We start from the raw sequence: 12,103 nt of genomic DNA, 5'->3' as shown, positions 1-12,103 counted from the left end.
TTACTGTACGGTGCGCTGGCTTTCCTGACGCAGTTCCTGAACACCTTTCTGGGAATCCTTCACAGCCTGTTCGGCCTTGGCGGCCTGAGCCTTGCGTTCAGCGACGCGAGCGTCCCATTCAGCCTGTTCGGACAGGCGACGGGCCTCGTCGTACTTCTTGTCGTGCATGGCGATTTCAGCTTGTTTCAGTTTGTCCTGAGCCTGCTTCATTTCCACCGCAGCAAATTCGGTACCGCCAGCGCTGACAGCGCTGTTGACGGCCGATTGGGTCACGGCGTATTGCTCGGTCGGTGGGTTACCGGCGCAACCGGCCAGTACGAAGCTGGTGCCGATGGCCAGAGCGGCCAGTTTCAGACCGCGCAGGTGGGAAAACGAGGTTTGGGTTTTCATGGTCTTCAACTCCATTAGGCATCTCCTGAAAATACAACTGAATCCATCCTGGCAGAGGAGCCGAAAGCATCGCTTGTTGACGCGAATTGAAACGCTCGTTCCAGGCGTGGTTACCTGTTCCGACCGGCGGCATTTTTGAAAAGTTCAGAAAAGATGGCCTATCGCCAAAAATTAAATTGACCGTTTGGACAAGGCTCTGGGACGGGAACTTTGGCGGTTTGAAGCGGTACGCGCGGGTGAGTTTTAAGGTGATATCAGGGATGATCAGTACCCTGTGGGAGCTGGCTTGCCAGCGGTGAGGCCATCATGCTCAGCACATCTTTGACTGAACTGCCGCCATCGCGGGCAAGCCCGCTCCCACATTTTTCTCGGTGTCAGGAATCAGTGCTTCTGTTTGTTCTCAGTCGAGGACAAATCATGCAAATGCCGTCGCGACAACGCCAGAAAACGCGGCGTCGGGCCGACATCCTCGTACAACGGATCACCTTCTTCATCCGTCGCCACCACCGTCGAACCCTTCACATACGGCAGGCTCGCTTCGAACTCCTCAAGTGCGGCGCCGATCAGTTCGCCGAGCAGTTCTTCGGGATGGCGCTTGGGATACATCTCGGCAATCGCCGCCAGCCTGGCGGCGGATTCCACATCCAGATGAATCGTGTAGCCAGTATCGGTCAGGCGACCTTTGGCGTTTTCTTCCCAATGCTGGGCGAGTTCACGAATTTTCATGATGACCTCATTTAGCGCCTGCGGATGGCAGGCCTGGGTGAATGGCCGGCAGCGCCGGCAGCGGGCCGTCGTACGGCTTACTGTTGAGACTGGCTTTCGCGCGCAAGGTTTAAGTCGATTCGTCGCCTGCTTGTAAGAAGCGGCGCAGAGCGGCACTCTCTGGCAAAGCATTCATTTCTGCGCTGTCCCCGATTACCGCTGGAGAACTGCTGATGACCGATATTGATGCACGCTTGCGCGAAGACGTTCACCTGCTCGGAGAGCTGTTGGGCAACACCATTCGAGACCAGTACGGCGAGGCGTTCCTCGATAAGATCGAGCAGATCCGCAAGGGTGCCAAGGCCGACCGGCGCGGTTCGATGGACGCCGAACTGAGCGCCAGCCTCAATCAATTGAGCGAAGACGAATTGCTTCCGGTCGCCCGGGCCTTCAATCAGTTTCTCAACCTGGCCAACATCGCCGAGCAATATCAGCTGATCCATCGCCGCGAGGAGTCGCAACCGGCGCCGTTCGAGTCGCGGGTGTTGCCGGAACTGCTCGCGCGCCTGCGCAGCGAAGGCCACAGCGCCGAATCTCTGGCCCGGCAACTGGCGCGCCTGGAAATCGAACTGGTGCTGACCGCGCACCCGACCGAAGTGGCGCGACGCACGTTGATCCAGAAGTACGACGCGATCGCCGCGCAACTGGCCGCGCAGGATCATCGCGACCTGACGAGCGCCGAGCGCGAGCAGATCCAGACCAGGTTGCAGCGCTTGATCGCCGAAGCCTGGCACACCGAAGAAATCCGCCGCACCCGCCCGACGCCGGTTGATGAAGCCAAATGGGGCTTCGCAGTGATCGAGCATTCTTTGTGGCAGGCGATCCCCAACCATATGCGCAAGGCCGATCAGGCGCTGTTCGCCGCCACGGGCCTGCGCTTGCCGCTGGAAGCCGCGCCGATCCGCTTCGCCTCATGGATGGGCGGCGACCGTGACGGCAACCCCAATGTCACCGCCGCCGTCACTCGCGAAGTCTTGCTGCTGGCGCGCTGGATGGCCGCTGATTTGTATCTGCGCGATGTCGATCATCTGGCTGCCGAATTGTCGATGCAGCAGGCCAGCGACGCGCTGAAGGCCAAGGCCGGCGACAGTGCCGAACCCTATCGCGCGGTGCTCAAGCAATTGCGCGAACGTCTGCGTGCGACGCGTAATTGGGCGCACGCTGCATTGACCGCGCCGACCCCGGCGCCCGCCGATGTGCTGCACGACAATCGCGATCTGCTTGAGCCTTTGCAGCTGTGTTTCAACTCGCTGCACGAGTGCGGCATGGGCGTTATCGCTGACGGGCCGTTGCTCGATTGCCTGCGCCGCGCGGTGACGTTCGGCCTGTTTCTGGTGCGCCTCGATGTGCGTCAGGATTCGACCCGGCACAGCTCGGCAATGACCGAAATCACCGATTACCTCGGCCTCGGCCGCTATGAGGAATGGGACGAAGAACGGCGCATCAATTTCCTCACCGAAGAACTGAGCAACCGCCGTCCGCTGCTGCCCGCGCATTTCAAACCGTCGGCCGACACCGCTGAAGTGCTCAATACCTGCAAGGAAATCGCCGCCGCACCCGCTGCATCGCTGGGTTCTTACGTGATCTCCATGGCTGGCGCCGCCTCTGATGTGCTCGCGGTGCAACTGCTGCTCAAAGAGTCTGGTGTCCTGCGGCCAATGCGCGTGGTGCCGCTGTTCGAAACCCTCGCCGACCTCGACAACGCCGGACCGGTGATGGAGCGTCTGCTGTTGTTGCCGGGCTATCGCGCGCGCCTGCACGGCCCGCAGGAAGTGATGATCGGCTATTCCGATTCGGCCAAGGATGCCGGCACCACTGCTGCGGCTTGGGCGCAATATCGCGCGCAGGAACGCCTGGTGGAAATCTGCCGCGAACAGCAAGTCGAACTGCTGCTGTTCCACGGTCGCGGCGGTACCGTTGGCCGTGGCGGCGGTCCGGCGCACGCGGCAATTCTGTCGCAACCGCCGGGTTCGGTGGCGGGGCGTTTCCGTACCACCGAGCAGGGCGAAATGATTCGTTTCAAATTCGGCCTGCCGGACATCGCCGAGCAAAACCTCAATCTGTATCTGGCCGCCGTGCTCGAGGCGACCTTGTTGCCGCCACCGCCGCCGACGCCTGAATGGCGGCATCTGATGGACGAATTGGCGGCGGACGGTGTCAGCGCTTACCGCCAGGTCGTGCGGGAAAATCCGCAATTCGTTGAGTACTTCCGTCAGTCGACCCCGGAGCAGGAATTGGGACGTCTGCCGCTCGGCAGTCGCCCGGCCAAGCGCCGCGCCGGCGGTATCGAAAGCCTGCGGGCGATCCCGTGGATTTTCGGTTGGACCCAAACCCGATTGATGCTGCCGGCCTGGCTGGGCTGGGAGACCGCACTGAGCAAGGCGCTCGAGCGCGGCGAGGGCGAATTGCTTGGGCAGATGCGCGAACAGTGGCCGTTCTTCCGCACCCGCATCGACATGCTGGAAATGGTGCTGGCCAAGGCCGACGCGGATATCGCGCAGTCCTACGATGAACGTTTGGTCGAGGCGAACCTGCTGCCGTTGGGCGCGCAGTTACGCGACCTATTGTCGCAGGCCTGCTCCGTGGTGCTTGGTCTGACCGGGCAGTCGCAGCTGCTGGCGCACAGCCCGGACACCCTCGAATTCATCCGCCTGCGCAACACCTACCTCGACCCGCTGCATCTATTGCAGGCCGAACTGTTGGCGCGTTCGCGGCAGCAGGAAGTCGAGCAGGGCAGCCCGGTAGAACAGGCGCTGCTGGTGTCTGTGGCGGGGATTGCCGCCGGATTGCGCAATACCGGCTAAGGTTGCTGAGCAGTTCAGGCGGCATTCGCGATGAGAGCCGGATGTCGCCACGCCTGGCGTAGGAAAGTGCCGCGAGGCGACAGTTAATGTTGGGGTTGCGACTTGGGTTACCGCGTCGCAAGGTCACGGCGGGCGTCGGTTTCTCCGACTTTTGGCGTCTTGTGTGGGCGCAGCCTGCTGTGTATCTTGATCAGCCTTTGGCCGTTTGTGCGGCCACGACCCGTATTTTCAGGATCCGCTGGTTACGAGCGAATCCTTTGTTTTGTAAAGCTTTTATATAAAAAATTGAGGAGCACATCGATGCGCGTCATTCTGCTGGGAGCTCCCGGGGCCGGTAAAGGTACTCAGGCAAAGTTCATCACCGAGAAATTCGGCATTCCGCAAATCTCCACCGGCGACATGCTGCGTGCGGCGGTCAAGGCTGGCACTCCACTGGGCGTGCAAGCCAAGAGCATCATGGATGCCGGCGGCTTGGTGTCGGATGACCTGATCATCGCGCTGGTCAAGGACCGCATCGCTCAACCTGATTGCGCCAACGGTTTCCTGTTCGACGGCTTCCCGCGCACGATTCCGCAGGCTGAAGCACTGGTCACTGCCGGTGTCGAGCTGGACGCAGTGGTGGAAATCGCTGTTGAAGACGAAGAAATCGTCCAGCGCATCGCCGGTCGTCGTGTTCACGAAGCCAGCGGCCGCGTGTACCACATCGTCTACAACCCGCCGAAACTGGCTGGCAAGGACGACATCACCGGCGAAGAACTGGTGCAGCGCAAGGACGACACTGAAGAAACCGTGCGTCATCGCCTGTCGGTCTACCATTCGCAGACCAAGCCGCTGGTGGAGTTCTACCAGAAGCTGTCGGCCGCCAATGGTGGCAAGCCGAAGTACAGCCACATTCCGGGCGTGGGTTCGGTCGATGCGATCACCGCCAAGGTGTTGGCTGCGCTGAGCTGAAAAGTCTGAACCGCAGCATCAATCCACGGCCCGCTTGCGGGCCGTAGTTGTTTATACTGACGCACTTTTTTCCCCACCCCTGTTTTGGAAACATCGATGAGCACCTTGCTGGCCCTGGACACCGCGACTGAAGCTTGCTCCGTTGCCTTGCTGCATGACGGCAAGGTCACGAGCCATTACGAGGTGATCCCGCGTTTGCACGCGCAGAAGTTGCTGCCGATGATCCAGCAATTGCTCGCCGATGCGGGTACCACGCTGCAAGCGGTCGACGCGATTGCCTTCGGCCGTGGCCCGGGCGCGTTTACCGGTGTGCGTATTGCCATTGGCGTAGTGCAGGGTTTGGCCTTTGCTCTGGATCGTCCGGTGTTGCCGGTATCCAACCTTGCGGTGCTGGCCCAGCGTGCCTTTCGTGAACATGGCGTAAGCCAGGTGGCAGCCGCCATCGATGCGCGGATGGATGAAGTGTATTGGGGCTGCTACCGCGAGACGGCGGGGGAGATGCGTCTGGTTGGCGCCGAAGCCGTGTTACCACCGGAAGTCGCCGCGTTGCCCGCTGATGCCAGTGGCGATTGGTTCGGTGCCGGTACCGGCTGGGGCTACGGCGAACGCATCGCGGTCAATCTGAGCGGCTCCGACGCGGGCATGCTGCCCCACGCCGAAGACCTGCTAACGCTCGCGCGTTTCGCTTGGGAACGCGGCGAGGCGATCCCGGCGGATGACGCCCAGCCCGTCTACCTGCGCGATAAAGTCGCCACCCCCAAAGCCCGCTGATACGACGCTTTCTCCTGTGGGAGCGAGCCTGCTCGCGAAGGCTTCTGGTCAGTCAATGCATGTGTTGAATGTGCTGGACCCTTCGCGAGCAGGCTCGCTCCCACAGGTTCGCTGGTCACATATAAATATCGCCAATCGTCAGTTTCCGACCCCTCGCTTAAAACCTTTTGCGCTTTCTGTGTTCTAGTTATCACTCGGCGGTTTGCTAAGTCGGTCAAGTGCCGCTAAATTGCCATCATTGATACCGAGCATGACATTATGCGTATAGACGGCGTTTCCACTCAGTCCTACCCCATCAAGCGCAAGCCGCGTAAAGGCAATGCGGCGCTGGATGAATCCGTCGACATCATCGACGGCGAGCTGGAATTCCCGAGCGAAGAGCAGATGGCCGCCCGTGCTGCTCAAGCCACCGCGCAACGCCTGAGCAATCTGCCTGCCCGTCAACAAGACATGATCTACCACCGCGCGATGAAGAAAAGCGTAGCCATGGCCCTGGCCAGCTACTTGAGCACCGCCGGTTTTGTCGACTGGGATGCGGACGTGCTGGGCCTCGATCTGTATATCTGATGAATTTGCCTTACTACCTCGGATGCCCGTCCTGGAGTGAAAATGCCTGGCGCGAGTATCTGTATCCGGTAGACGCAAAAACTTCTGACTTTCTCGCTCTCTACTGCCAGGTGTTCAACGCCGTCGAAGGCAACACCACCTTCTACGCCAGCCCATCGCCAGCCACTGTGCAGCGCTGGGCCGAGATCATGCCGGCGCACTTTCGCTTCACTGCCAAATTCCCCGGCGACATCAGCCACAGTGGCGACTTGTGCGAGCAACTGACCGCTGCCGAAACCTTCCTGCAATTACTCAAGCCGTTAGGCGAACGTGTTTCGCCGCTGTGGCTGCAACTGTCGAAAAGCTTCACGCCGCAGCGTCTGCCGGAACTGGCGGCGTTCATCGATGCGCTGGATTGCCCGCTCGCGGTCGAGGTGCGCAATGAACAGTTCTTCGCCAAAGGCGAGAGCGAGCGCCTGCTCAATCGTCTGCTGCTGGATCGCGGTGTCGAGCGCATCTGCCTCGACCCGCGCGCGCTGTTCAGTTGCCTGTCGACCGAGTCCTCGGTGATCCACGCGCAGTCGAAAAAGCCGCGTGTACCGACCCGTCCGGCGGCGTTCACGCAGTTTCCGCAGGTGCGTTTCATCGGCCATCCCGAGCTTGAGGCCAACGATGCGTTTCTCATGCCGTGGGTGGCGAAGATTGCTGAATGGATCGAAGAGGGGCGCACGCCTTACATCTTCCTGCACACCGCCGACAACCTGTTGGCAGCGAAACTCGCGCAACGTTTTCACGCCCAGCTGGTGCAACGTTTGCCTGGCTTGCCCACGCTGCCTGAGCTATACAGAGAACCCGCCGTCGAGCAGCTTGGCTTGCTCTGAGGCGGTTTTTTTCTGCCCGGGAGCTCGTCGATGAACGTCGAAGTCAGTCAACAGCAACTCCTCAAAGCCCAAGCCTTCAAGGCCCTGCATGATCGCCAGGGAATCTTCGTCATCCCCAATCCGTGGGACGCCGGCTCGGCGAAAATGCTCGCCAGTCTCGGCTATCAGGCCTTGGCCACCACCAGCGCCGGTTACGCGTTTTCCCAGGGCAAGGCTGATGGCGCGTTGAGTCTCGACGAGACCCTGGCCAATGTCCGGGCGATTGTCGCAGCGACGGATCTGCCTGTGGCGGTGGATCTGGAAAACGGTTTTGCCGATGATCCGGTCGAGTCTGCGCAGAGTCTCTTGCGCGCCGCCGAAGCGGGCGCGGTGGGCGGGTCGATCGAAGATGCCACGGGCCGTGCGGACGCACCGATCTATTGCTTCGAACACGCCGTGGCGCGGATTGAAGCCGCTGTCGCGGCGGTGCGCACGCTGCCGTTTCCCTTCATCCTCACCGCTCGAGCGGAAAACTACCTGCACGGCAACCCTGACCTCGACGACACCGTTCGCCGTTTGCAGGCATTTGCCGAGGCGGGTGCCGACGTGCTCTATGCACCGGGTTTGCGCAGCGCCGAGGAAGTGCTCGCAGTGGTGCAAGCGGTGGCGCCAAAACCGGTCAATGTGTTGATGTCTGGCGGTTTGAAACTGACCGTGCAGCAACTTGAGGAAATGGGCGTACGCCGCATCAGCACCGGCTCGGCACTGGCGCTGGCGGCGTTCGGCGAGTTCTTCCGCGCGGCTGAAGAAATCCAGCAATCCGGCACCTTTGGCTTCACGTCACAGTCGATGCCGTATGCCAGGGCCAATCAATTCTTCAAGGACTGAGCATGGGACGTTGGCTGTTCTGGGGGTTGTTGCTCGCGATGGGTGGTGCAGCGGTAAGTGTCTGGCGCGGCTGGCTGGAGGTGCCGCCACAGTGGAATCCGTGGGCGCCATTGGACATAAAAGCCGCGCCCAACTGGCTGACCGGTTACAAACTCATGCGCCTGCGCAGTGATCCTGAATTGTGCGCACAGGCATTGAGCAGCTCGGATCTGCGCGTCAGTCCCCAGGCCGACAGTCCCGGAGCCAAGTGTCCGCTGATCGGTGCTCTGCGGGTGCAGGGCGGTGAAGTGGCGCTGAGCAGCAGTTTCATCGCCAGTTGCCCGCTGGCGGTGGCCTACGCAATGTTTGAACACCACACCCTGCAACCGGCGGCGCAATCGCTTTACCGCCAGAAGATCGCGCGGGTCGATCACTTGGGCAGCTTTGCCTGTCGCAATGTCTACAACCGTGAGAGCGGTGCCCTTAGCCGACATGCCAGCGCCGACGCGCTGGACATCGCCGGTTTCCGCCTGGCTGACGGACGCACGATCAGCGTGCTCAAGGATTGGCCCAGGCAGAATCAGGACGCAGAGTTTCTGCGCCAGCTGCGTGACGGCGCCTGCGAGTCATTCAGTGTGGTGTTGAGCCCGGATTACAACGCCGCTCATCGCAATCACTTTCATGTCGATGTCGGGCGCTGGAGCGTGTGTCGCTGAGAATCAGGCGGCGAGGCGCAGGTTCTGCAGAACGATCGGGCGCGCCCAGCCATTATCGAAGTCCAGCGCTTTCTGTTGCTCGACGATTTCTTCCGGCGGGAACGGCGGGTAAGGCTTCTGCAGCAAGTCCAGGTCGAACTCGGCAATCGGCAGGTACAGCGGACGTTTCTGCGGAGCAGGACCTGGCTCCGGCAGTGGCTGGCCATTGTTGATCACGATCGGGCGTACCCAGCTGCTGTCGAAATCCTGCTGCTCTTGCTGAGCCTGGAGTTCTTCTGGCGGGAACGGTGGGAACGGCTTGTCCAGCAGCTCCATTTCGAACTCGGCGATCGGCAGGAACAGTGGCTCTGGCGGGCGAACCTGGGTTTCGACCACATCGCATTCGCGCTGGCTGACGATGTGCGCGTGCAGCTCGCTGCCAACGGTTGGTTCTTCCGGGCTGTTCAGGTCAACCGGTGGAAACGTGCCGCAGGCCGGCACCACTTCACTCGTCTGTTCGGCCAGGGCCTGGGCAAAGAAATCCTGCCACAGGTGACTGACGCCGCTCAGTGCTTGAGTGTTATGACGGCTGAAGTCGCCATGGGGCGAAACGTAGCCAATCGATGTGGGAAGAATGCCTGACATTTTTTTCGGTTGACGCTCAGCTCTGGCAAAATGCGCGTTGAATGGTTTATCGGCGGTTTTTGTCGATCCTTAACTTTTTTGAGCGTTTTTTCATGATCGAGTCACCCGCGGCCTGCCGCATCCATGTCCAGGCCCTCGCCCCGACGTTTCAAGCGCAAGCCGAGCACTGGGCCGAACGTCTCGGCCTGCCGCTCGGCGAGACGGACGGCGAGTTCGCCTTGCAGGTCGGCGAGCAGGGTTTGCAGTTGCAGCAGCTCGGCCCGGATGCCCCGGGCCCGGTGCGGGTCGACTTTGTCGAGGGCGGCGCGGCGCATCGTCGTTTGTATGGTGGCGGCAGCGGGCAGATGATTGCTAAAGCGGTCGGCATCGCCAAAGGCGTGCGCCCGCGGGTGCTGGATGCCACGGCAGGCCTGGGCAAGGACGCGTTTGTGCTGGCCAGTCTCGGTTGTGAAATGAGCCTGATCGAGCGCCAGCCGCTGATCGGCGCACTGCTTGAGGACGGCTTGGCCCGGGCGGCAGAAGATTTCGATGTAGCGCCGATCGTGGCGCGGATGAAGTTGCTCAAGGGCAATTCCATCGAAGTGATGCGCAGTTGGGAAGGGGAGCCGCCGCAGGTGATCTACCTCGACCCGATGTTCCCGCATCGTGAGAAAACCGCGCTGGTGAAAAAGGAAATGCGCCTGTTCCGCCCGCTGGTCGGCGACGATCCGGATGCCCCTGCCTTGCTTGAAGCCGCGCTGGCGCTGGCCACGCACCGGGTGGTGGTCAAGCGCCCGCGCAAGGCACCCTGCATCGAAGGGCCGAAACCGAGCCATGCGCTGGATGGCAAATCGAGCCGGTATGACATTTATCCGAAGAAAGCGCTGAAGTCTTAAAGGCAGCTGCAAGCTACAAGCTACAAGCTACAAGCTACAAGCCAGAGCCAATTCACTGCTTTTGCTTTTTCTTGCAGCTTGTAGCTAGAAGCTCGCAGCTGCTCCTCCCCCATAGGCCCTGATAAACAACCCCACCACCTCCCGCACATGCCGTTCCGCTGCCTCTCCGGTCAGCGGCTCGCCGCAGCCGTACAACAAACGAAAATTTCCCGCGCCTTTGATCAGGCAGAAGAAGTGCTCGGCGGCGTTGCGTGGCTGGTCGATGCTCAGCGCGCCGGTTGCATGGATTTTCGCCAGCAGACCTTCCATGCCGTTGACCACGCGCTCGGGGCCGGCCTCGAAGAAAATCAGAGACAGCTTCGGGTCCTGACTGCCCAGCGCCATGATCAGGCGGTGCAGGTTCACTGATTCATCGCTATTGATCAGTTGGTGGAAGCCCCGGGCAATGTTCAGCAATACATTTTCCACCGGGATGTTTTCCGGCAATTCGAAAAACAACGGTGGCAATTGCTCCTCGCATTTCGCGACGACGGCAGCGGAAAACAGCGTCTCCTTGTCGTTGAAATGGCTATAGACCGTCAGCTTCGACACGCCGGCCTCGCTGGCCACCGCGTCCATGCTGGTGTTGGCGTAGCCATGGCAGAGAAACAGGGTTTTTGCCGCATTCAGGATCGCCTGGCGCTTGGCCAGATCCTTGGGACGACCCGGACCGTTTGGAGCTGAAAGATTGTTCGACATTCTTCGCTTTTAATACTGGACTGGTGAGTTTGCTATTAATACCATACCCGCCAGTATAAATATTCCAAGCCTCATTCGCGAAAGGTCCGTCACCATGTTCCGCCATGCGTTGTCCTTTGCCGTGCCAGTCAGTCTGGCGTTCCTGTTATCGGCGTGCGGTCAGGAAGAGGGGACCAAAGTCACCGTGCGACCGGCCATGGTGGTACAGCCCGAGCCTTCGGCGCAGGCGATGGAAAGTTATCCGGGCGAGGTGCGAGCCCGTTATGAGCCTGATCTGGCGTTCCGCATCGGCGGCAAAGTCAGCCGACGACTGGTCGACGAAGGCCAGCGCGTCAAGGCCGATCAGCCATTGGCCGAACTCGATCCGCAGGATGTGCGCCTGCAACTGGAAGCCACCCGCGCGCAGGTTGCTGCCGCCGAGGCCAATCTGAACCTGGTGCGCGCTGAGCGCGATCGCTACAAAACCCTGATGGAGCGGCAGATGGTCAGCCGCTCGGCCTACGACAATGCGGAAAATCTATATCGCTCCGGCGAAGCGCGCCTTAAACAAATCAAAGCCGAATTCAACGTTTCGACCAACCAGGCCAGTTACGCGGTGCTGCGTGCGCCACAGGACGGTGTGGTGGCCAAGCGTTCGGTGGAAGTCGGCCAAGTGGTCGCTGCCGGGCAAACCGTGTTCACCCTCGCCACCGATGGTGAGCGCGAAGTGTTGATCAGCCTGCCGGAGCAAAGCTTTGGCCGCTTCAAGGTCGGTCAGCCAGTGACCGTGGAGTTGTGGGCACAGCAGAATCAACGCTTCGCCGGGCAGATCCGCGAGTTGTCGCCGTCCGCCGATCCGCGTTCACGCACTTTTGCCGCGCGCATCTCGTTCACCAGCGGCAAAGTCCCGGCCGAATTGGGGCAAAGCGCCCGGGTGTTCGTGCAGTCGGCCGACAGTGTCTCGTTGTCGATACCGCTTTCCGCGCTGACCGCTGAAAACGGCGCGACCTACGTCTGGGTGGTCAATGGCAACAACACGTTGAAGAAAACCCCCGTGCGGGTCGGTCCGTTCGGCGAGAAAAGCGTGGCGGTGCTCGAAGGCCTGAATGCCAGCGACTGGGTAGTGGCTGCCGGTGTCCACGTATTGCTCGAGGGCCAGCAGGTGCGACCAGTGGATCGCTCCAACCGTGTGGTCAATCTGGCGAACAAGGAGTAAG

At 60.9% G+C, this 12,103-nt stretch carries 13 protein-coding genes; 9 read left to right on the top strand and 4 right to left on the bottom strand.

Annotation, left to right across the window (positions count from 1 at the left end):
* Together ACMYUN_RS09290 and ACMYUN_RS09285 are read right to left on the bottom strand one after the other, a co-directional pair.
* Positions 1–405 (bottom strand): DUF4398 domain-containing protein, encoded by a 405-nt coding sequence (locus tag ACMYUN_RS09290; RefSeq protein ID WP_024011747.1) that lies wholly within the window; start codon positions 403–405, stop codon positions 1–3.
* A gap of 366 nt (positions 406–771) precedes the next feature.
* Entirely contained in the window at positions 772–1,116 is a 345-nt protein-coding gene (locus ACMYUN_RS09285) for a pilin assembly protein (protein WP_065615306.1), read from the bottom strand.
* Positions 1,117–1,328: 212 nt separating this feature from the next.
* Here ACMYUN_RS09285 and ppc point away from each other — a divergent pair, with 212 nt between their 5' ends.
* The 7 genes from ppc to ACMYUN_RS09250 all read left to right on the top strand — a co-directional run bounded on the left by ppc (position 1,329) and on the right by ACMYUN_RS09250 (position 8,670).
* A complete protein-coding gene (ppc, locus tag ACMYUN_RS09280) occupies positions 1,329–3,959 on the top strand; it encodes a phosphoenolpyruvate carboxylase (RefSeq protein ID WP_310406708.1) in 2,631 nt (876 codons plus the stop codon).
* Positions 3,960–4,259: 300 nt separating this feature from the next.
* Complete coding sequence (gene adk / locus ACMYUN_RS09275) at positions 4,260–4,910, top strand: adenylate kinase (protein ID WP_217864255.1); 651 nt, start codon at positions 4,260–4,262, stop codon at positions 4,908–4,910.
* Between the two features lie 96 nt (positions 4,911–5,006).
* Positions 5,007–5,681 (top strand): tRNA (adenosine(37)-N6)-threonylcarbamoyltransferase complex dimerization subunit type 1 TsaB, encoded by a 675-nt coding sequence (gene tsaB, locus ACMYUN_RS09270; protein WP_095180471.1) that lies wholly within the window; start codon positions 5,007–5,009, stop codon positions 5,679–5,681.
* Positions 5,682–5,939: 258 nt separating this feature from the next.
* Entirely contained in the window at positions 5,940–6,248 is a 309-nt protein-coding gene (locus ACMYUN_RS09265; protein WP_042606956.1) for a hypothetical protein, read from the top strand.
* The gene (locus ACMYUN_RS09260) at positions 6,248–7,108 is read left to right on the top strand and encodes a DUF72 domain-containing protein (protein ID WP_415763535.1); all 861 of its coding nucleotides are present in this window, start codon (positions 6,248–6,250) and stop codon (positions 7,106–7,108) included. The genes ACMYUN_RS09265 and ACMYUN_RS09260 overlap by 1 nt, the downstream gene beginning before the upstream one ends.
* A 30-nt stretch (positions 7,109–7,138) precedes the next feature.
* Positions 7,139–7,975 carry an isocitrate lyase/PEP mutase family protein gene (locus tag ACMYUN_RS09255; protein ID WP_415763534.1) on the top strand — a complete coding sequence of 279 codons (837 nt, stop codon included), beginning with the start codon at positions 7,139–7,141 and terminating at the stop codon, positions 7,973–7,975.
* Between the two features lie 2 nt (positions 7,976–7,977).
* Positions 7,978–8,670, top strand: coding sequence for an extensin family protein (locus tag ACMYUN_RS09250; RefSeq protein ID WP_415763533.1), 693 nt, complete (start codon positions 7,978–7,980; stop codon positions 8,668–8,670).
* Between the two features lie 3 nt (positions 8,671–8,673).
* Here ACMYUN_RS09250 and ACMYUN_RS09245 read toward each other — a convergent pair whose 3' ends face one another.
* On the bottom strand, positions 8,674–9,294 hold the full coding sequence (locus ACMYUN_RS09245; protein ID WP_415763532.1) for an energy transducer TonB: 621 nt from the start codon (positions 9,292–9,294) through the stop codon (positions 8,674–8,676).
* 92 nt (positions 9,295–9,386) lie between these two features.
* Between ACMYUN_RS09245 and ACMYUN_RS09240 the strand changes: the two genes are divergently transcribed.
* Positions 9,387–10,169 (top strand): class I SAM-dependent methyltransferase, encoded by a 783-nt coding sequence (locus ACMYUN_RS09240; RefSeq protein ID WP_415763531.1) that lies wholly within the window; start codon positions 9,387–9,389, stop codon positions 10,167–10,169.
* Positions 10,170–10,253: 84 nt separating this feature from the next.
* On the opposite strand, the gene ACMYUN_RS09235 is transcribed toward ACMYUN_RS09240, so the two are convergent.
* The gene (locus ACMYUN_RS09235) at positions 10,254–10,907 is read right to left on the bottom strand and encodes a TetR/AcrR family transcriptional regulator (RefSeq protein ID WP_415763530.1); all 654 of its coding nucleotides are present in this window, start codon (positions 10,905–10,907) and stop codon (positions 10,254–10,256) included.
* 94 nt (positions 10,908–11,001) lie between these two features.
* Here ACMYUN_RS09235 and ACMYUN_RS09230 point away from each other — a divergent pair, with 94 nt between their 5' ends.
* Positions 11,002–12,102 (top strand): efflux RND transporter periplasmic adaptor subunit, encoded by a 1,101-nt coding sequence (locus tag ACMYUN_RS09230; protein ID WP_415763529.1) that lies wholly within the window; start codon positions 11,002–11,004, stop codon positions 12,100–12,102.
* The last annotated feature ends 1 nt before the right edge of the window (position 12,103 follow it).

This window comes from Pseudomonas sp. CP4 (assembly GCF_047758505.1).
Lineage (GTDB): Bacteria > Pseudomonadota > Gammaproteobacteria > Pseudomonadales > Pseudomonadaceae > Aquipseudomonas > Aquipseudomonas fluorescens_AO.
The sequence above is the reverse complement of the archived record's forward strand: the minus strand, read 5'-3'. Positions and strand labels throughout refer to the sequence as shown.